The 20466-nt window shown below is 65.1% G+C and carries 17 protein-coding genes, 1 other RNA gene and 1 pseudogene; 8 read left to right on the forward strand and 11 right to left on the reverse strand.

Translation table 11 applies throughout. From position 1 onward, the window contains the following. The first annotated feature begins 48 nt into the window (after positions 1-48). The gene (locus VZ068_RS05720) at positions 49-1176 is read left to right on the forward strand and encodes a mechanosensitive ion channel family protein (protein ID WP_259166326.1); all 1128 of its coding nucleotides are present in this window, start codon (positions 49-51) and stop codon (positions 1174-1176) included. An 85-nt stretch (positions 1177-1261) separates the two neighbouring features. Here VZ068_RS05720 and VZ068_RS05725 read toward each other — a convergent pair whose 3' ends face one another. The 3 genes from VZ068_RS05725 to typA form a co-directional block, all read right to left on the reverse strand. Then, positions 1262-2878, reverse strand: coding sequence for an amidase (locus VZ068_RS05725; RefSeq protein ID WP_349657658.1), 1617 nt, complete (start codon positions 2876-2878; stop codon positions 1262-1264). A gap of 105 nt (positions 2879-2983) precedes the next feature. Continuing rightward, a complete protein-coding gene (locus VZ068_RS05730) occupies positions 2984-3454 on the reverse strand; it encodes a DUF2127 domain-containing protein (RefSeq protein WP_259152810.1) in 471 nt (156 codons plus the stop codon). 16 nt (positions 3455-3470) lie between these two features. Next, positions 3471-5300: a translational GTPase TypA gene (gene typA, locus VZ068_RS05735; RefSeq protein ID WP_259152811.1), complete on the reverse strand. Its 1830-nt coding sequence runs from the start codon at positions 5298-5300 to the stop codon at positions 3471-3473. A gap of 244 nt (positions 5301-5544) precedes the next feature. Here typA and VZ068_RS05740 point away from each other — a divergent pair, with 244 nt between their 5' ends. After that, entirely contained in the window at positions 5545-6039 is a 495-nt protein-coding gene (locus tag VZ068_RS05740; RefSeq protein ID WP_039413197.1) for a peptidylprolyl isomerase, read from the forward strand. A 120-nt stretch (positions 6040-6159) separates the two neighbouring features. Further along, the gene (locus VZ068_RS05745; RefSeq protein ID WP_259152815.1) at positions 6160-7146 is read left to right on the forward strand and encodes a malate dehydrogenase; all 987 of its coding nucleotides are present in this window, start codon (positions 6160-6162) and stop codon (positions 7144-7146) included. 192 nt (positions 7147-7338) lie between these two features. Here VZ068_RS05745 and VZ068_RS05750 read toward each other — a convergent pair whose 3' ends face one another. The 3 genes from VZ068_RS05750 to VZ068_RS05760 form a co-directional block, all read right to left on the reverse strand. Next, positions 7339-7953, reverse strand: a complete 615-nt coding sequence (locus tag VZ068_RS05750; RefSeq protein ID WP_349657128.1) for a glutathione binding-like protein — start codon at positions 7951-7953, stop codon at positions 7339-7341. Positions 7954-7984: 31 nt separating this feature from the next. Further along, complete coding sequence (locus VZ068_RS05755) at positions 7985-8116, reverse strand: hypothetical protein (protein ID WP_259166322.1); 132 nt, start codon at positions 8114-8116, stop codon at positions 7985-7987. A 110-nt stretch (positions 8117-8226) separates the two neighbouring features. Beyond that, positions 8227-8688, reverse strand: coding sequence for a cell wall hydrolase (locus VZ068_RS05760; protein ID WP_055846073.1), 462 nt, complete (start codon positions 8686-8688; stop codon positions 8227-8229). 941 nt (positions 8689-9629) lie between these two features. Here VZ068_RS05760 and VZ068_RS05765 point away from each other — a divergent pair. Beyond that, positions 9630-9705: non-coding RNA, sX9 sRNA (locus VZ068_RS05765), on the forward strand. 86 nt (positions 9706-9791) lie between these two features. Here the strand turns inward: VZ068_RS05765 and VZ068_RS05770 are convergent. The 3 genes from VZ068_RS05770 to VZ068_RS05780 all read right to left on the reverse strand — a co-directional run bounded on the left by VZ068_RS05770 (position 9792) and on the right by VZ068_RS05780 (position 14615). After that, positions 9792-11063 (reverse strand): MFS transporter, encoded by a 1272-nt coding sequence (locus VZ068_RS05770; protein WP_349657129.1) that lies wholly within the window; start codon positions 11061-11063, stop codon positions 9792-9794. Positions 11064-11299: 236 nt separating this feature from the next. Beyond that, entirely contained in the window at positions 11300-13339 is a 2040-nt protein-coding gene (locus tag VZ068_RS05775) for an NADPH-dependent 2,4-dienoyl-CoA reductase (protein WP_349657130.1), read from the reverse strand. A gap of 253 nt (positions 13340-13592) precedes the next feature. Then, entirely contained in the window at positions 13593-14615 is a 1023-nt protein-coding gene (locus VZ068_RS05780; protein WP_349657131.1) for a zinc-binding alcohol dehydrogenase family protein, read from the reverse strand. 413 nt (positions 14616-15028) lie between these two features. Between VZ068_RS05780 and VZ068_RS05785 the strand changes: the two genes are divergently transcribed. The 3 genes from VZ068_RS05785 (at position 15029) to VZ068_RS05795 (ending at position 17722) form a co-directional block, all read left to right on the forward strand. Next, positions 15029-16126: an OmpA family protein gene (locus VZ068_RS05785; RefSeq protein WP_005998405.1), complete on the forward strand. Its 1098-nt coding sequence runs from the start codon at positions 15029-15031 to the stop codon at positions 16124-16126. Between the two features lie 203 nt (positions 16127-16329). After that, positions 16330-16842 carry a hypothetical protein gene (locus tag VZ068_RS05790; RefSeq protein ID WP_349657132.1) on the forward strand — a complete coding sequence of 171 codons (513 nt, stop codon included), beginning with the start codon at positions 16330-16332 and terminating at the stop codon, positions 16840-16842. Between the two features lie 19 nt (positions 16843-16861). Next, positions 16862-17722, forward strand: coding sequence for a pseudouridine synthase (locus VZ068_RS05795; RefSeq protein WP_349657133.1), 861 nt, complete (start codon positions 16862-16864; stop codon positions 17720-17722). Here VZ068_RS05795 and VZ068_RS05800 read toward each other — a convergent pair. Together VZ068_RS05800 and kbl are read right to left on the reverse strand one after the other, a co-directional pair. Continuing rightward, a complete protein-coding gene (locus tag VZ068_RS05800; protein WP_349657134.1) occupies positions 17661-18065 on the reverse strand; it encodes an HNH endonuclease in 405 nt (134 codons plus the stop codon). The two genes, VZ068_RS05795 and VZ068_RS05800, sit on opposite strands and share 62 nt — an antisense overlap. 2 nt (positions 18066-18067) lie before the next feature. Then, positions 18068-19276, reverse strand: coding sequence for a glycine C-acetyltransferase (gene kbl, locus VZ068_RS05805; protein WP_259152828.1), 1209 nt, complete (start codon positions 19274-19276; stop codon positions 18068-18070). Positions 19277-19368: 92 nt separating this feature from the next. On the opposite strand from kbl, the pseudogene VZ068_RS05810 reads away from it, so the two are divergent. Beyond that, positions 19369-20465: pseudogene (locus VZ068_RS05810) on the forward strand (sulfate ABC transporter substrate-binding protein). Position 20466 lies beyond the last annotated feature (1 nt).

Here is a 20466-nt window from a genome sequence, read left to right on the forward strand (position 1 = left end):
CGGCATGATGCTGCAGCCATCCCTCTTTCCCCCCACAGGAGGAACGGTTTGACTGCCGATTGGAACGTCATCCGCGAATACGCAATCCCGCTAGGCGCCGCGCTGCTGGCGGGCATCGTCACCTGGTCGCTGATGCTGTGGCTGTTCCGCCGCATGCAGGGCCGCGACTACCGCCGCGCACGCATCCTTCGCGTGGTCACGCTGCCGGCGGCCTTCATCCTGCCGCTGCTGTTTCTGGGGGTCGCCACCGAAGCGACGCCGCTGTCCGGCAAGGCGCTGGCAGCGGTGCAGCACCTGTTGCATGTCGGCATCGTCGGCTGCGTCACCTGGCTGCTGGTACGCGCAGTGGCAGCCGGCGAGGCGGCAATCCTGCGCAGCAATCCGATCGAGGTATCGGACAATCTCACCGCGCGGCGTATCCAGACCCAGACACGGGTGCTGAGCCGGGTGGTGATGGGCGCGGTGATCCTGCTCGGCATCTCGGTGGTGTTGCTTGGCTTCGAGCAGGTGCGCCAGATCGGCAAGACATTGCTGGCATCGGCCGGCATCATCGGGCTGGTGGCCGGTATCGCGGCCAAGCCGGTCTTCGGCAACCTGATCGCCGGGCTGCAGATCGCCTTGACCCAGCCGATCCGTCTGGACGATGTGGTGATCGTGGAAGGCGAGTGGGGCCGCATCGAAGAGATCGGCAGCTCGTATGTGGTGGTGCGCATCTGGGACGAGCGACGCATGGTGGTGCCGCTGACCTGGTTTATCGAGAACCCGTTCCAGAACTGGACGCGGGCCAGTGCGGATCTGCTCGGTACCGCGTTCTTGTGGCTGGATTACCGCACGCCGATCGCGGCAGTGCGCGCGGAACTTGAGCGCATCTGCCAGAGCGAGCCGCTCTGGGATGGGCGTGTGTGCGTTACCCAGATCACCGACACCAGCGACAACACCATCCAGGTCCGCTTGTTGGTGAGCGCGCGCAATTCTGGCGATGCGTTCGATCTGCGCTGCCTGGTGCGCGAGCGCATGATCGACTTTCTGACCCGCGAGCACGCGTACGCGCTGCCCAGGATCCGCGCCGAAATTGCAGCGCAGGAACAGCCGGTGTCGCGTGCTGCAGCACCGATCTCGCCGGAAGGCGTCCGCTCGCCGGGTGCGGAAGACGGCGAGCCGGCGGCATCGATCTAGCGGTGCCTGCCGACGCGCCCGGCCCGCGATGGTGTGCGCATGCTGTCGATGTCTGCACCGCCTGCCTGCTGCGTTGCGCACTCGGTCAGTCCGGCGTGTCCGTTTGCGATGCGGTGGCTGGTGTCGCCGGCGGTACGCTCGGCGCGTAGCCGGGCGCAAATCGCGCGTGACTGCGCTGCTCATAGGCATAGGCTAGGGCGATCAGGCGCGGCTCGCTCCACGCGGTGCCCATGAACAGCAGTCCGAGCGGCAGGCCCCGGGTCTGCCCCATCGGCACGCTCAGGCTGGGATACCCGGCCACTGCGGCGGCGCCGTATCCGGCGCCGGGAAAGCTGTCGCCCTTGCCGAGCGTGGTGACCCAGGCGGGGCCGGTGGTCGGCACGATCAGCGCATCCAGGCGATCGGCCTTCAGAGCTGCGTCGATGCCTTGTTCGCCGGCGAGCCGCCGGGCGCTGGCGCGTGAGCTCAGATAGCCAGGATCCCCCAGGCCCGGCGCAGCCTGCGCCTGCTCGAACAATTCCTGGCCGAAGTAGGGCATTTCGCGCTGCGCATTGGCGCGATTGAAGGCAATCAGCGCATCGAGGTCTTTGACCGGTGCGGCGTGGCTGCGCAGATAGGCATTCAAGCCGGCCTTGAATTCGACCAGTAAGACCATCTGCTCAGCAGCATCCCACTTGCCATCCGTGACCAGGGCAGTCTCAACCACCGTGGCACCGGCCGCGCGCAAGATCTGCACGGCGCGATCCAATGCTGCGGCAATCGCCGGATCTTCGCGTAGTGGATTGCGCAGCAGGCCCAGACGCGCGCCGCGCAGGCCATCGGGGTTGAGCTGGGCGAGATAGTTCGGTGTGGACGACGGCGCACTGCGTGCCGCCGGGTCCTGTGGATCGGGCGCGGCGATGGCCTGCAGCAGCGCGGCCGCGTCGGCGACGCTGCGCGTCATCGGGCCGGCGGTGTCCTGGCTGGCCGAGATCGGAATGATGCCGTCGCGGCTGACCAGCCCGACGGTGGGCTTGAGCCCGACCAGGCCATTGACCGCAGCCGGGCAGGTGATGCTGCCATCGGTTTCGGTGCCGATGCCCACCGTGGCCAGGCTGGCGGCAATCGCCGCGCCGGTGCCGGCGCTGGAGCCGCAGGGGTTGCGATCCAGCGCGTACGGGTTGCGGGTCAACCCGCCGCGGCCGCTCCAGCCGGAGCTGGACTGGGTGGAGCGGAAGTTGGCCCATTCGCTCAGGTTGGTCTTGCCCAGGATCACTGCGCCGGCCGCGCGCAGCCGCTGCACCAGGAAGGCGTCGCGGGCGGGGCGAAACCCGGCCAGCGCCAATGAGCCGGCACTGTTGACCATGGGCACGGCGTCGATGTTGTCCTTGAGCAGCACCGGGATGCCGTGCAGCGGTCCGCGGATGCGGCCGGCGGCGCGTTCCGCGTCCAGGGTGCGCGCATCGGCTTCGGCTTGCGCATTGCGCTCGATCACGGCATTGAGCGTGGGGCCGGCGCGGTCGATGGTGGCGATCCGCTGCAGATAGGCGCGCGTCAGGTCCAGGCTGGTGGTGTCGCCGCGGGCCATGCGGGCTTGCAGGCCGGCGATATCGGCATCGATCAGGTCGAGCGGTTTGGTTGCCGGCGCGGTGCCGGTTGCCGGGCGCTGCGGGTGGTCCGCATGCGCGCAGCCGCATAGCGCCAGCAGCAGCGCAAAGCACAAGGAGGTGGAGCGCATTGGCGGTTTTCCGCTGGGGGACTTGCCGCAGGCTAACGTCGCTGCGTCGGAGTAACAACGTGCCGGGGTGCCCGTGGACGGGCGGCAGGGTCAGCGACGTCGGCGCTTGACCAGATCGCGTGCCAGCACGCCGACCACGATCAGGTTGATCGCCAGCACGGCCCAGGCGGTCCAGCCAGGATGGCGGACGATGGCGTAGATATCGAAGGGTAGATAGATGGCCGCCGACAGGCAGCCCAGTAGCGAGGCCCAGGCCTTGGCACGCCACAACCCCCAGGCTTCCACCACATGCAGCAGGCCATAGGCCAGCATGGCAGCGGCCGCCAGATGCACCGCATCGGGGCTGATGGTCTTGAGCAACGACGGCAGTGCGCCGTGGTCCGGATCCAGATTGAAGCGGCGGATCAGCGTGCTGACCGCGTTCTGCAGCGGGAGCGGGCCCAGAATTTCCAGGCCCGTCGCCGCCAACAGCGCAAGCCCGCCCTTGACCGCCTCCAGCAAGGCGATCGCGTGGAGACCCGGATGCGCACGCGGATCCGGGCTATAGGGCGTCTTGCTCACGACTGGACGTCAGTGCTTAGCCGGAACGGCCAGCGCGCTTGCGGTCGCTTTCGGTCAGGAACTTCTTGCGCAGGCGGATTTCCTTCGGGGTGACTTCCACCAGCTCGTCGTCCTCGATGAAGTCCAGGGCCTGTTCCAGCGTGTACTTGATCGCCGGGGTCAGCTTGATCGCGTCGTCCTTGCCCGAAGCGCGCATGTTGGTCAGCGGCTTGGTCTTGATCGCGTTGACGGTCAGGTCGTTATCCTTGGAGTGGATGCCGATCAGCTGGCCTTCGTACACGTTGTCGCCTTCGGCAGCGAACAGGCGGCCACGCTCTTCCAGCGGCCCCAGCGCATAGGCCGGAGTTGCGCCCGGTGCGTTGGCGATCATCACGCCGTTCTGGCGCTTGGCGATGGCGCCCTGTTCCTTCGGGCCGTAATGGTCGAACACGTGGAACAGCAGGCCCGAGCCCTGGGTCAGGGTGCGGAACTCGTTCTGGAAGCCGATCAGGCCACGCGCCGGGATCATGTAATCCAGGCGCACGCGGCCCTTGCCGTCCGGCTCCATGTTCTTCAGCTGGCCCTTGCGGGTGCCCAGCTTTTCCATCACGCCGCCCTGGTGCTGTTCTTCGATATCCACCACCAGCTGTTCGATCGGCTCCATCTGCTTGCCGTCGATTTCCTTGATGATGACTTCCGGACGCGACACGGCCAGCTCGTAGCCTTCGCGACGCATGTTCTCGATCAGCACCGACAAGTGCAGTTCGCCACGGCCGGAGACCAGGAACTTGTCGGCGTCCGAGCCTTCTTCGACCTTCAGTGCCACGTTGTGCACCTTCTCGCGGTCCAGACGGTCGCGCAGCTGGCGGCTGGTCAGGAACTTGCCACCGGACAGGTCCTTGTTGCCGGCGAACGGCGAGTTGTTGACCTGGAAGGTCATCGAGATGGTCGGCTCGTCCACAGTCAGCGCCGGCAGCGCTTCCGGGTGCTCAAGCGCACACACGGTGTCGGAAATGGTCAGCTCGGCCACGCCGGAGATGGCGACGATGTCGCCGGCCTCGGCGGTGTCCTGCTCGATGCGTTCCAGGCCCAGGAAGCCCAGCACCTGCAGCACCTTGCCCTGACGCTTCTTGCCTTCGCGGTCGATCACGCTGACCGGCATGTTCTTCTTCAGCACGCCGCGCTGGATGCGGCCGATGCCGATCACGCCGACGAAGTTGTTGTAGTCCAGCTGGCTGATGCGCATCTGGAACGGGCCGTCCGGATCCACGTCCGGTGCCGACACATGCTGCATGATCGCTTCGTACAGCGGGGTCATGTCGCCGTCGCGCACGTCCGAATCCAGGCTGGCGTAGCCGTTCAGTGCGGAGGTGTAGACGATCGGGAAGTCCAGCTGCTCGTCGGTAGCGCCGAGCTTGTCGAACAGGTCGAACACCTGGTCGATCACCCAGTCCGGGCGTGCGCCGGGACGGTCGATCTTGTTGACCACCACGATCGGCTTGAAGCCCATCGCAAACGCCTTCTGGGTCACGAAGCGGGTCTGCGGCATCGGGCCGTCCATCGCGTCGACCAGGATCAGCACCGAGTCCACCATCGACAGCACGCGCTCGACTTCGCCACCGAAGTCGGCGTGTCCCGGGGTGTCGACGATGTTGATGCGGTTGCCGTTCCAGGTGATGGCCGTGTTCTTGGCCAGGATCGTGATGCCACGTTCCTTTTCCTGATCGTTGCTGTCCATCACACGCTCAGCCAAGACGGTGCGTTCGGACAGGGTGCCGGACTGCTTCAGCAGGCAGTCGACGAGGGTGGTCTTGCCATGGTCGACGTGCGCGACGATGGCGATATTGCGGAGTTTTTCAATGGACATGCGGAAAGGGCCCCTGTCTGGCGCCAGTCTTGAGATGAGGTAAGCCCGACATTATAGCGGTTTCGTTGCGTTGCCGTTGCGGATTGACCGACGTCGGTTCAGATCGCCCATTCAGCCAGCGTGACGGCGCTCAGGATCCGGGCCCGGCCACGTCGTTGGACCATGGTCGTAACTGCGCGGTCGTCCACGCGCCCGGGTGTATCCTAATGGGCTGTTGATCACCCCAGAACCTGCAAGGATTTCCATGTCCCTGATCGCCACTTTCGACACCTCCCGCGGCCCGATCGTTGTTGAGCTGTATCCGGAGAAGGCGCCGCTGACCGTCGCCAACTTCGTGAATCTGGCCAAGCGCGGCTTCTACAACGGCCTGAGCTTCCACCGCGTCATCGCCGACTTCATGATCCAGGGCGGTTGCCCGGAAGGTTCCGGCCGCGGCGGCCCGGGCTACCGTTTCGAAGACGAGACCAATAACGGCGTCGGCCACGAGCGCGGCGTGCTGTCCATGGCCAATGCCGGCCCGAACACCAATGGCAGCCAGTTCTTCATCACCCACACCGCCACCCCGTGGCTGGACGGCAAGCACACCGTGTTCGGCAAGGTCACCCAGGGCCTGGACGTGGTGGACAGCGTTGCCCAGGGCGACACCATCAACACGCTCACCATCGAAGGCGACACCGACGCCGTGCTGGCCGCCAAGGCCGACCGCGTTGCGGAGTGGAACAAGATCCTCGCCGCCTGATCGCAGCCCCCCGTCGAACGGCCGCCTTGCGCGGCCGTTTGCTTGTCAATGCGCGCCGCCAGGCCTTGCGGCCCCCGCCAGCGCGCGACCCCCAACGCTTTTTAGCAGAGGAAACACCCCATGAAAGCACCTGTTCGTGTTGCTGTGACCGGCGCTGCCGGCCAGATCGGCTATGCCCTGCTGTTCCGCATCGCCTCCGGAGAAATGCTGGGCAAGGACCAGCCGGTCATTCTGCAGTTGCTTGAACTGCCGATCGAGAAAGCCCAGGCCGCCCTCAAGGGCGTGATGATGGAACTGGAAGACTGCGCATTCCCGCTGCTGGCGGGCATGGTCGGTACCGACGACGCCGAAGTGGCCTTCAAGGACGTCGATGTCGCCCTGCTGGTCGGTTCGCGTCCGCGCGGCCCGGGCATGGAGCGCAAGGATCTGCTGCTGGCCAATGCGGAGATCTTCACCGCGCAGGGCGCGGCCCTGAACAAGGTCGCCAAGCGCGACGTGAAGGTGCTGGTGGTCGGCAACCCGGCCAACACCAATGCCTATATCGCCATGAAGTCGGCGCCGGACCTGGACCCCAAGAATTTCACCGCGATGCTGCGCCTGGACCACAACCGTGCGCTGAGCCAGCTCTCGGTCAAGCTCGGCAAGCCGGTGGCCGGCATCGAGAAGCTGGCGGTGTGGGGCAACCACAGCCCGACCATGTACCCGGATTACCGTTTCGCCACCTCCGATGGCGCTTCGGTAGGCGATGCGATCAACGACCAGGAATGGAACGCGTCTACCTTCATCCCGACCGTGGGCAAGCGCGGCGCGGCGATCATCGAGGCGCGCGGTCTGTCCTCGGCCGCATCGGCTGCCAATGCCGCCATCGATCACGTGCGTGACTGGGTGCTGGGCAGCAACGGCAAGTGGGTCACCATGGGCGTGCCGTCGGACGGTTCCTACGGCATTCCGGAAGGGGTGATGTTCGGCTTCCCGGTCACCACCGAAAACGGCAAGTACACCATCGTCAAGGATCTGCCGATCGACGACTTCAGCCAGAAGTACATCGACAAGACCCTGGCCGAGCTGGAAGAAGAGCGCAGCGGCGTGTCGCATCTGCTGGGTTGATTCGCAGCGCGTTGCTACAAGAACGCCGGGCACTGCCCGGCGTTTTTTTGTGTCCACGTGCAGGCGCTGGACCTGCATGCGGAGCTCGATATGTTGCGATCGTTTGCGGGCAATGCGTGGTGACGACCCGCAGGCGCTGCGAGGGGCGGCTTGCCGTGTGACGTTACGCCAGCTGTCAGGCCGCAGTGCCGATTACGACAGGCCTTCGGCCTTCAGGGCGGCCTGCACATCGGCATCGGCATGCATGCGCTTGAAGAACGCATCCAGCGCGGTCAGGCCGGTGAGGTCGACGCCGGCTTTGTTGGCCCACCGCAAGGTCACGAACAGATAGGCATCGGCGCCGGTATGGCTGTCGCCGGCCAACCACTGCCGGCCCTGCAGATGCGTATCGACGCGTGTGTAGAGAGCGCGCAACTTGCTGCGTGCATCGTCGTGACTGCGCGCGATCAATGCCTGATCCTGCAGATACGCCGTGCTGCCGAAGATCGGCTTGAAGGTCGGATGTACATCGGCATTGGAAAAGGCGATCCAGCGATTGATTTCGGCGCGGCTGCGCGCGCTGCCATCACCGCCAAGGCTGGTGAGCGGCGCAACATCGGCGATGTAATTCAGGATGGCCGCGTTCTGGGTTAGGGCCCAATCATCGACCATCAGTAACGGCACTGCGCCAGCGGGATTGAGCTGCAGATACTCGGGCGACTTCATGGTTGCTGCATCGACCACGACCAGGTCGAACGGAAGCCCGGACCAGCGCAACACAATGTGGTCTGCAAGCGAACAGGCGCCGGGCTTGGTGTAGAGCTTCATGTGCATCCAATGGTGAAGAGGGGATGCAAGCTTAGCCGGGTTGTGCGGCAAGCTGTGCCGCCTGCCCATCGGCGGTGGCCTGGGCGCTGCCGCCCATCGGCATCGTCACGCGTAGCGATCTGCGGGCTGCACGCACCGGGCGCTCGGCTGCATCGGGGGGCATGCTGCGCAGTCGCGCATCGACTGGCGTGTGCGACAACCTGTCGCTGTTGGCCGGCCGCGTCATCGCAACGGTTCGGACACGTTGCAACGCGCTATCGGCGCACGCTGTCGCTACGACGCAGTCCGCGGGCGCAGCTTCTGCACGCGGTAGAAAGTGTGATCGCCGATGGTGGCAACCTGATACGCATTCCGCCAACTCGGGCTGGCAATCGCGCTGGCAGCAAAGTGGCTCGCGCCAGGCACGATCTCCTTGCGCTGGCCCACCGGCAACGCCCAGTTGCGTTCGGCGGCGAGGGCAACACCCAATGCCTTGTTCCAGGCGTCGTCGTTCTTCAACTGCGTGCCTGGCGCGACGATCGTCGGTGCAAACTGCTTGCGTGCAGTGACCACCTCACACATCGAGTCGCCCCACAAGCCGCTGTCCAGTCGACGCAACGCAACTTCAGCGACAGCCTGTTGGCCGCGCAAGGTCTGGTCGCGCGCTTCCAGATAAACGGTCGTACTCAAGCACAGTGAATCTGCAGCTGGCTGCGGCATCAATTGCGCCAGCCAGAATATCCAAATCATCTTCATACAACTCCTTGCTCCGTATGGGCCGGTCCGCAGAGCATCCAAGGTGGATGCACCAATACGAAAGGCTTGGCGTCATGGGGAGGCGACCTGTCACGGGCCGCCCGGTCTTCGGTGAAAGAGGGATCTACCGAAGGTGCCCACCAAGTGAGGTGGGTCAAAAAGTTGGCGCAAGGTAGGCGGCGATCACATAATCTTGGCTGAATGGGCGGGGTTGACGCGGCGCGACTTCGGCGGTGTCTGCGTTATGCCCAAGGCACAGCACGCAAGGCAGCTGTAACGCGCGTCGCATTCGCCCAGGCGACACGGGTGCGTGCAGTGCCTGGTTCCGATATCGCGTGCACTGTGCAGCAAGACGTTTGGCTGATTCTGCGTTCACGCCGGCTGCACGTTTCTTCTGGGCTACGAAAAGACACGCGGCGAACCTGCGCGTCATCGAGTCGACGATGATGGTCCGTCGCACGCGATTGCATGCGTGGGCACTGCGCATCTGTCGGTATCGTCGAGCAAGCCGTTGACGATGCGCAGCATGAACTCGCATGCGATGTCGGACGTTGCGTTATCGCATCGCTATCGCAACGATTCTGATGGCCGGGTTGTCGCACTCATGGGTGCTCAATCGTGATGCGCTCAGGCTTCGCTCGCGAGGCGTATATTCGAGATCGCCAAGCTAGGTGGCTGTCATGATGCTCATCGCGACGGTCATGCGCATCGCGAGTGGATGCTGGAGCCCAATCTATGATCATACGCACGCCGGCAACCGCAGCTTCAAAGCAAGCAAGTCGTCGGGTGACGATGCATATCGAATATGCGCGTGGCTTCGGCAGCGAAAACGGAAGGATCTTTTTCGAGCGTCGGCTATGTTGGTCACTACAAGTGACGCCTGAGGGCGACTAAAGAACTGCCCAGCCACCAGGCTTGCGCGGCCGTTGCCCGCAGTCGGCGTTTTCCGTTCGTAGACTGCTGTTCCCGTGCGCCGTCCACGCTCATTTGGCCACTGTTCGCTACGTTTTATCAGCCGCTAAATGGTTCGGTGCAGATTCAACAAACTATCTTCGCGCCGGTCTGGTCAAGGATCGGCTTTGGGTGCATCCGGATACAGGCAGTCAAGTGTGTAATGGTCTCGATTGTGGTGTCGCTTCTGCGGCCAGTCGTCGCTCAAGTCGCGATACACGGTTGTTCCAGGCCAGCAGCAGACAGGCCGCGCCGCAGGCGACAGGCCCGATTGCCATCGACCATGCCAGTTGCGCTTGAGCTGCGCCGTGGTCGTTGTAAAGCTGCAACAGCAGGCCGACCACCGTGCTGCCTAGCGCAAGCGCAACCTGTGCCACCGCTGTCAGCACGGCAGAGCGGCGAGCTTGTTGGATGGGGCCGTACTGCATGGAAAGTTCGGCATGGCGCGCCCAGACCCATTGTCCGGCGCTGCCCGCGGCCATGCCCATGCAAAGTGCCAGCGCCGCATCCAGGCAGGTGCTGCGGGTTGTCTGCAGCGCAAACAGCAGCCCACAGCCTGCCAGCGCGGCGCCGCTGTATCCCAGGCGCTGGAACGCGCCGGTATGCAGACGCGCTGCCAGCGGTTGTACGACCACCGAGCCAATGGCATAGCTGATCAGCAGCGCGCTGCCCCAACGTTGCGAAATAATCAGTGTCTGCGCCAGATACGGCGCCAGTTTGGTAAACGTAGGCAAGGTCAGCGACAGCAGCGCGATCACCATCAGCGGCAACAGTGGATGGTGGCGCAAGGATGTGAACGATCGATCCGTTGGTACGCTGTTGACGTGCTGCGTCTGCGGTTGCAGCGTCAGACGCAGCCACCACGACGCGGTCACTGCAATGCAGCTCGCAATGCAAACCACCGTCATCGCCATGGCAGCACCCGCATGCGGCCTGGAGAGCAGCAGCCCGATCGCTGCACTCATCGATAATGCAGCCAGACCGCTGCCGATCAAGCGCAGTGCGCTTACGCCTTGCGCTCCGCGCCAAGGCCAACGGCAGAGCCCAAGTAACGTGTTCTGCGCGACATCGCCGATGGCGTAGGCCGCGCGAAACGGCAGGCTGAGCAACAGCACGCAGGGCAGGCGTGCAGGCGGCGGCAATAGCGGCACCAAAAACAGCAATGACATCGCCGCCGCCGCCAGCGCCATGCCTCGCCATTGCGTGCGCCCCGCCCATGCCAGGCTGATGCCCGCTTGCCAGCGGCGCGCAGCCAGTAGCCCCATTGCGGCACTGACCAGCAGCCCGGCAGCGACCGACACGCCGGCAGCTGTTGCACTCAGTCCCACGTATTCGGTCAGGGCGAAGATCAGCAGCAGCTCGCCGGTGTACCAGAGCAGACTCTTGCCGAAATGCGCAGCCGTGTACGCCAGCAACGTTTCCATTGACAGGGTAGGGATCAGGCACGTCTTCGAAGCAGGCGGCATCCGCCGCTTATAGCGCAGCGCCAAGACACTACGAAGAACCGCGCACGCGTCGACGCGGGATGGCGCTAGTACGGACGAGAGCGGCGGCCATGATGGCGCAGCTTCAAAGCCCCTCCCAAGCGGAGAAGGGCTTGCACCTGGGTGGACATCTGTCCCGGACGGCGCGGCACCGCCTCAGCGGGTGCGCGCACCGATCACAGCAGCGCAGCGAGTCGGCTGGCCTGGTTGATCGCGCGTTTGGCGTCCAGCTCGGCGGCCACGTCCGCGCCGCCGATCAGGTGCGGTTGCTGGCCGTTGGCCTGCAGCGCGGCCAGCAGCTCGCGTCGCGGTTCCTGACCGGCGCAGATCACCACGGTGCCGACGTCGAGCAATTGCTCGTTGCCCTCCACGCGAATGCGCAGTCCGGCGTCGTCCACGCCCAGATATTCCACGCCGCCGAGCATCTTGACGCCCTTGGCCTTGAGCGTTGCGCGGTGTATCCAGCCGGTGGTCTTGCCCAGGCGGGCACCTGGCCGCCCGGGGCTGCGCTGCAGCAGCCAGACTTGACGGGCAGGGCGCTCGGGTTGCGGCTTGGCCAGCGCGCCGCGCGCTTCGAAGGTCGGGTCCACGCCCCATTCGGCCATCCATCGCTGCGGATCCAGCGCCGGCGACTCCCCGGCGTGCACCAGAAATTCGCCGACATCGAAACCGATGCCACCTGCGCCGATGATCGCCACCTTGGGAGCAGCCACATGCCGGCCCAGCACCACGTCCAGGTAGCTCACCACCATCGGGTGATCGGCACCGGGAAAGTCGACCTTGCGCGGTTCGATGCCGGTCGCCAGCACGACCTCGTCGAAGTCCTTCAGGTCTGCTGCCTGCACAGGCGCGTTCAGACGCAGCTGGACGCCAGTGGCTTCGATCCGGTGACGGAAATAGCGCAGTGTTTCGTTGAATTCTTCCTTGCCCGGGATGCGCCGGGCCACATTGAACTGCCCGCCGATCTCGCTGCCCGCATCGAACAAGGTGACGTGATGCCCGCGCTCGGCCGCCACCGTCGCGCAGGCCAGGCCCGCAGGTCCGGCGCCGACCACGGCAATGCGCTTGGGCGTTGCGGTAGGTGTATAGATCAGCTCGGTTTCGTGTACGGCGCGCGGGTTGACCAGGCAGGTGGCGAGCTTGTTTTCGAACACGTGATCCAGGCAGGCCTGGTTGCAGGCGATACACGTATTGATGGTGTGCGACTGCCCGGCGCGGGCCTTGTTGGTCCACTGCGGGTCGGCCAGCAGCGGGCGCGCCAGCGACACCATGTCTGCTGCGCCGTCGGACAGGATGCGTTCTGCCACTTCCGGCATGTTGATGCGGTTGCTCGCCACCACCGGAATGCGCAGATGCGGTTTGAGCTTGGCGGTGACGCCGGCGAATGCGGCGCGTGGCACCGAGGTGGCGATGGTCGGCACGCGCGCTTCATGCCAGCCGATGCCGGAGTTGATGATGGTCGCGCCGGCGGCTTCGATGGCCTGCGCCTGCGCCAGGATCTCCTGCCACTGGTTGCCGTCTTCGACCAGGTCCACCAGCGACAGCCGGTAGATGATGATGAAGTCGGGCCCGCAGGCTTCACGGATGCGGCGCACGATTTCCACCGCAAACCGCATGCGCTTGGTCGCGTCGCCACCCCAGGCATCGTTGCGCTGGTTGGTACGCGCGGCGGTGAACTCGTTGATCAGGTAGCCTTCCGAGCCCATCACCTCGACACCGTCGTAGCCGGCCTCGCGCGCCAGCCGCGCGGCGCGCGCGTACGCGGCGATCTGCCGGTCCACCGCCGCTGCCGACAATGCGCGCGGAGTGAACGGATTGATCGGCGCCTGCAGCCTGGACGGCGCCACCGACAACGGGTGGTAGGCATAGCGCCCGGCGTGCAGCAGCTGCATGCAGATCTTGGCGCCGTGCTCGTGCACCGCGCGGGTGACCTGGCGGTGCGGGCGGACTTCCCAGGGCCAGGACAGTTTGCCGCCAAACGGCTTGAGCCAACCCACCACGTTCGGCGAGAAGCCGCCGGTGACGATCAGGCCGACACCGCCTGCGGCCCGTTCGGCGAAATAGGCGGCCAACCTGGGGAAATCGCGCGCCCGATCTTCCAGCCCGGTGTGCATCGAGCCCATCAGGACGCGGTTGCGCAATTGGGTGAAACCTAGATCGAGTGGCGTGAACAGGTGCGGGAAGGACGAGGCGGACGGGCCGGTGGCGGGCGACATGATATGGATACGCTGGCGTACGGAGTGCGCACGATGCAGGCAAACGGGCGTGGCGGCAAGTCCCAAGCTGCCGGCCGCGATGCAGACCTTGCCTGGCTGACTTCACCGCATCGGTTATGCGCGGGCCCGCCATGGGCGGCGCCTGACCATCATGTAGCGGGCATGCCTGGCCATCGCCGCGCAGCCGATGGCGGGCGTAGTCCCAGTCTGTCTGCAGTGTTTCCGCGCAAACAGGCGGCGCTACCCGCTGTGGCTACCACCCGGCCAACGCCAGCTTGCCGATGGTGCTGCCGCTCTCCAGCCGCCGATGCGCTTCCCGCAGGTTGTCGGCGTTGATCGGCGACAGCGTTTCGGTGTGTGTCGTGCGCAGCTCGCCGGCGTCGATCAGGCTCGCGGCACGGTTGAGGATGCGATGCTGTTCCACCATATCGTCGGTGGCGTAGCGCGACCGCGCGAACATCAGCTCCCAATGGATGCCGATGCACTTTGACTTGTACGGGTCGCCAATCATCAGGGGGCTGCGTGGCTCGACGATCAGGCCGACATGCCCCTGCGGCGCCAGGATCTCGCCCAACTGCTGCCAGTAGCGGTCGGTATCGGCCAGATTCAGCGCCGCATCCACCTGTTGCAGGCCCAGTGCCCGCAACTGCGCGTGCAGCGGTTGGTGGTGGTCGACGACGTGCTGCGCACCCATCTGCCGCACCCATTCGACGCTCTCCGGGCGGGAGGCCGTGGCGATCACGGTGAAGCCGGCATGTCGCGCCAGCTGGATCGCAATCGATCCCACCCCGCCGGCACCGCCAATGATCAATAGATGGCGGCCGCGGTTACGTGCGCCATCGAATGCGAACGGCATGCGCTGGAACAGCAGCTCCCAGGCGGTGAGCGTGGTCAATGGCAAGGCAGCCGCCTGCGCAAAGCTCAGCGAAGTGGGCTTGCAGCCGGCGATGCGCGCATCCACCAGCTGATACTGCGCGTTGCTCCCCGGCCGGCCGATATCCCCGGCGTAGTACACCTCGTCGCCCACGGCAAACGCAGTGACGTCCGGGCCCACCGCCTCGATCACGCCCGCAGCGTCGTATCCCAGGATTTTTGGCTCGGTCAGTGGCTGCGGCTTGGGCGCACGCACCTTGGTATCGACCGGATTGACCGAGATCGCTTCCACCCGTACCAATAAGTCATACCCCGAAGGCGCGGCGGGGGCGGGGACGTCGATGTCAAGCAGCGATGCCGGATCATCGATCGGCAGATAACGGGTGAGGGCGACGGCTTTCATCGGGACGCTCCTGGTGGGGAGTTCAGGGTGCGTTGTGGAGTGAGGCGGCTGCAATAACCGACTCCGCAATTCAGCTCGGCCGGGGCATTGCGTTCACCAATGTGGTTTTTTGCGCTCACCAAGCCCCCGCAAAACGCCCTGTCTGGAACCGTATTCAACAGGCTCAAGTGGGCTGCCGTTCAGATGCATTGACTGGCGAAAGTGGGTGCCCGGTCCTTTCCTTCATGAAACTGTATACGTAGTATTGGATGGGCTCCGCCGCCATGGTGATTGCTTTCACATGTTATATGACCGTTAACGCGATCTTCACTGAGGCCGGCTTAATCTGCGCCCCGATGGCTCTGGATGTGACGAGCATCTTTACCAAGAACAACGCCTCTATCGGTTTATCTCCCAAAGAAGGAGCTGTATAAATGAACAAGAAAATTCTCACTGCCGCGTTGCTCGGCGGTCTGGCAGTTGCCCAGGCTGCGTCCGCGCAGGAGTTCGATGACCGTTGGTACCTGACCGGTAGCGCTGGCTTCAACTTCCAGGACAGCGATCGTCTGACCAATGATGCTCCGTTCGTCACCCTGGGCCTGGGCAAGTTTGTCAGCCCGAACTGGTCGATCGACGGTGAACTGAACTATCAGAACCCGAACTTCGATGCCAACCAGGATCAGAACTGGAGCCAGTACGGCATCTCGTTCGACCTGCGTCGCCACTTCATCCAGGAAGGCCGCGGCTGGAACCCCTACCTGCTGTTCGGTCTGGGCTACCAGCGTTCGGAAGAAGAGTTCGACGCAACTCCGAACCCGGTTTCGCCGGGCCAGCAGAAGGACGGCAACTTTGCCGCCAAGGCTGGTGTCGGTCTGCAGACCACCTTCGACAAGCGCGTCGCCGTGCGTGCTGAACTGGCCTACCGCGCCGACTTCAACGACCAGAGCGTTGCTGCTCCGCAGGAAGACTGGTTCGGCGACGTGCTGGCTTCGGTCGGCGTCGTGATCCCGCTGGGACCGGCTCCGTCGACCGCTCCGCCGCCGGCTCCGGCTCCGGTTGCCCCGAGCTGCGCAGACCTGGATGACGACGGTGACGGCGTCAACAACTGCGACGACAAGTGCCCGGCTTCGCAGCCCGGCCAGACCATCGGTCCGGACGGTTGCCCGGTTCCTGTGTCGATCGACCTGAAGGGCGTGAACTTCGACTTCAACAAGTCGACCCTGCGTCCGGACGCACAGTCGATCCTGAGCGAAGCGACCGAGATCCTGAAGCGTTACCCCGACCTGAAGGTCGAGGTTGCCGGTCACACCGACTCGAAGGGTACCGACGCGTACAACCAGAAGCTGTCCGAGCGTCGTGCGACCACCGTGTACGACTACCTGACCAAGAACGGCGTCGATGCGTCGCGTCTGGTTGGTCCGATCGGCTACGGCGAGAGCCGTCCGATTGCTCCGAACGCCAACCCGGATGGTTCGGACAATCCGGAAGGCCGTGCGAAGAACCGTCGTACCGAGCTGAACGTCCAGAACTAATCGGACCGCTAGCTTGTTCCATACAAAACCCGGCCTTGTGCCGGGTTTTGTCTATGTGCGCTCCGAAAGTCCCCAATTCTTCTGCGCACAGGCTGCAATGCTGTCTGTGTTGCCATCCCGGCACGGTTCTGGTTGAAACAGCGTTCATCGCTGCCTACACTCGCCGCGTCGATATCACACACTCTTACTTGGAAGAACCAACGATGCTGCGTACCGCTTCGGCAGGATTGCTCTGTCTCGCCTTGATTCCCGCCGCCTACGCCGCTCCGAACTGCGCCGGCAGCACGGTGTCCCAGCCGCTGCCGTTGCCCGCCACCGTCATTGCACCGGCGGCCGCCGAGTTCTATACCCGTAGCGTCCAGCTGGGCATGCCCACCGGCGTGTTGGCCCAGCCCTATACCAGCGAGCAGTCGGTGGACCGCGTGCTGCTGCGTCTGCGCGTGGAAGGCTGCCAGGACGTGGCCAAGGTGATTCCGCCGGGCGGCACGGTCAACCCGAACGACCCGGCTGCCTACAAGGCCACCACCGCATTCGACAACACGCCGTGGCGCTTCGACATGAGCCAGAACGGCAAGCGCATGACCGCCGAAGAATTCGATGCCTGGATGAAGTCGCGCGGCGTGCGTGTGGTCAAGGCGCGCCCGGTTGCCGGCGCAGCGCCGGCGGCAGCGGCACCTGCACCGGCGGCCGACGCCAAGCCGGTCGAAAACAAGTAAGCCGCGCGGTCGGGACGGCATGACCCGGCGGCCCCCGCCGGCGACGTCCCGGCATCGCAGCCGTGGTTCGTCGGTGCCGATGCGCCCGACGCGTGCCTCGGCGGCAGGACCAGGCATCACCGCGCCACGTCATGGGCTGGCGCGGGTGTTGTCCAAGCTGGGTGTGTGTTCGCGCACCGAGGCGGCACGCTGGATCGTCGATGGGCGCGTCAGCGTGGATACGCGGGTGGTTCGCGACCCCGAATTTCCGATCCGTGCCGACCAGCATCAGGCGATCGCGGTGGACGGCCAGCCGCTGGCCGGGCCTGAGCGGGTCTATCTGATGCTCAACAAGCCGCGTGGCGTGGTCACCACGGTGCGCGACGAGCAGGGCAGGGACACGGTGTATCGCTGTTTCGACGGCGCCGGCCTGCCGTGGATTGCACCGGTGGGGCGGCTGGACAAGGCCAGCGAGGGCCTGCTGCTATTCAGCAACGACCCGCAATGGGCAGCGGCGGTGACCGATCCGGCCACTGGCCCGGACAAGACCTATCACGTGCAGATCGACTGCCGCCCCGACGCCGGGCAGCTGGCGCAGTTGCAGACCGGTGTGATCGATCCCGACCCCGAGGGTGATGGCGCGCTGCTGCGTGCCAAGCGGGTGCGCTTGCTGCGCGAGGGTGAGCGCAATGCATGGCTGGAAATCGTGCTGGACGAAGGCCGCAATCGGCAGATCCGTCGACTGCTGGCGGCCGTGGAGATCGGGGTGTTGCGGCTGGTGCGCGTGGCGATCGGGCCGCTGGCGATGGGCGAGCTGGGTAAAGGCGTGTGGCGAGCGCTCAGCGCGGAGGAAGTCCAGGCGCTGACGTCGGCTCCCGCCAGCGCGCCAGACGCGCGCTGAGCAGCGCAGCGACGACTTCGCCGGCGCGCGCATCGCTGGCGCCATTGGCATCGTGGCGCCGACCTTTGGCGTGATTGCAGCCGGCACAGGCCAGCGCCAGATTGCGTGCATCGTTGGGGTCGTCGCCGACCCGCGCGCATAGCGCTGCTGCTGCGCGGCGCCCGAACCAGGCCTGCGGGACCACGTGTTCGAGCGTGGTGTGCCCCAGCGGTTCGCCGTCGATGCCGATGTGCAGGCGGCGACGGCAATGCAGGCAGCGGGTCTGCCAGCTGCCGGCGAGCAACTGCGCCTGGGCATCGGTGTGCGCCGCGAGCAGGAGCCGTTGGCGCAGCACCGTCCGCATGCTCAGGCCTTGATGACGTCCAGTTCGCGGCCGATCTTGATGAAGGCGTCGATGGCCTGGTCCAGATGCTCGCGGGTATGCGCGGCGCTGATCTGGGTGCGGATGCGCGCCTGTCCCTTGGGCACCACCGGGAAGAAGAAGCCGATGGCGTAGATGCCTTCTTCCAGCAGGCGCTCGGCGAACTTTTGCGCCAGCGGGGCGTCGTAGAGCATCACCGGGCTGATCGGATGCACGCCGGGCTTGAGCTCGAAGCCGGCGGCGGTCATGCGTTCGCGGAAATAGCGGGTGTTGTCGACCAGTTGCGTGCGCAGCTCGCCGGCCGCTTCCAGCATGTCGAATGCCTTGATGCCTGCAGCCACCACGTGCGGCGGCAGCGAATTGGAGAACAGATAGGGGCGCGAGCGCTGGCGCAGCAGTTCGATCACCTCGCGCCTGGCGGTGGTGAAGCCGCCCAGCGCGCCGCCCATGGCCTTGCCCAGCGTGCCGGTAAAGATGTCGATCTGGTCCAGCACGCCCTTGACCTCGGCCGAGCCGCGGCCGGTGGCGCCCAGAAAGCCTGTGGCATGACATTCGTCGATATGCACCAGCGCGTTGTATTTGCGGGCGAGGGTAGTGATTTCGTCCAGCGGGGCGATGAAGCCGTCCATCGAGAACACGCCATCGCTGGTGATCAGCTTGGTCTTGCACCCGGCCGCGTCTGCCGCCTGCAGCTGCGCTTCGAGGTCGGCCATGTCGCAGTTGGCGTAGCGAAAGCGCTTGGCCTTGCACAGGCGCACGCCGTCGATGATGGAGGCATGGTTGAGCGCGTCGGAAATGATGGCGTCGTGCTCGCCGAGCAGCGGTTCGAACAGGCCGCCGTTGGCATCGAAACAGGCGGCGTAGAGGATGGTGTCCTCGGTGCCGAAGAAATCGGCGATGGTGCGTTCGAGCTGCTTGTGCAGGTCCTGGGTGCCACAGATGAAACGTACCGAGGCCATGCCGAAGCCGTGCGTGTCCAGCGCGTCCTTGGCAGCCTGGATGATGTCCGGGTGGTCGGCCAGGCCCAGATAGTTGTTGGCGCAGAAGTTGAGCACGCTACGGCCATCGGCCAGGGTGATCTGCGCCGACTGCGGGCCAGTGATGATGCGCTCGGACTTGAACAGGCCCTGGGACTGGATGGTTTCCAGTTCGGCGGCGTAGTGGGCGGTGAGCGCGGCAGGCGGACGGGTCATGGCGGTCGCTGTGGCAAAGAAAGAAGCGCAATGTTAACGATCACAATGGCATACCACTACGTCATGCAAAATCGGCATAAGCGGCGGCGCTGATGTCATTTCACCGCCCGCGTGCCGCTGCGCAGCATGGCATGCTTGCTGTTCAGCTGCGCCCACCGGCCAGGAGATCGTTGTGACATACCCCCTTATCCGTCTTGCTTCCCTGCTTTGCACCCTGCTGGCCCTGGCCGGCCCGGCAGGTGCGCGCGACATCGGGCTGCTCAACGTGAGCTACGACCCCACCCGCGAGTTCTACCGCGACTACAACACCGCCTTTGCGGCGCAGTGGAAGCAGCAGCACCCGCAAGACACGGTCAGCGTGGAGACGTCGCATGGCGGCTCCGGCAAGCAGGCGCGCGCGGTGATCGACGGGATCGAAGCGGACGTGGTGACGCTGGCGCTGGCCTACGACGTGGATGCCATCGCGCAGAAGGCCAAGCTGATCGATACCGATTGGGAGAAGCGCCTGCCTGACAACAGCGCGCCGTATACCTCCACGATCGTGTTCCTGGTGCGCAAGGGCAACCCGAAGAACATCCACGATTGGCCGGACCTGCTGCGCTCGGGGGTGTCGGTGGTGACCCCCAATCCCAAGACGTCCGGTGGCGCGCGCTGGAACTACCTGGCCGCCTGGGCCTACGCCGACCACATCTTCAAGGGCGATCGCGAGCGCATCGTGCGCTACATGCAGGCGTTGTTCCGCAATGTGCCGGTGCTGGATACCGGTGCGCGCGGCGCCACCACGACCTTCGTGCAGCGCGGGATCGGCGATGTGCTGCTGGCCTGGGAAAACGAGGCGCTGCTGGCGCGCGAGGAGCTGGGCAAGGACAAGTTCGAGATCGTGGTGCCCAAGCTGTCGATCCTGGCCGAGCCGTCGGTGGCGCTGGTCGACAAGAATGTCGACAAGCACGGCACGCGCGATGTGGCCGAGGCCTATCTGCGCTATCTGTACGCGCCGGAAGGGCAGAAGCTGGCGGCCAAGCATTTCTATCGTCCGCGGCACCCGGAATTCGCCGACCCGGCGGACCTGGCCCGCTTCCCGGACATCAAGCTGGTGACCATCCAGCAGGCGTTCGGCTCCTGGGACAAGGCGCAGCAGGAACACTTTGCCGACGGCGGCCTGTTCGACCAGATCCAGGCCAAGAAGTAGG

This window comes from Xanthomonas sp. 10-10 (assembly GCF_040182365.1).
Classification (GTDB): domain Bacteria; phylum Pseudomonadota; class Gammaproteobacteria; order Xanthomonadales; family Xanthomonadaceae; genus Xanthomonas; species Xanthomonas arboricola_F.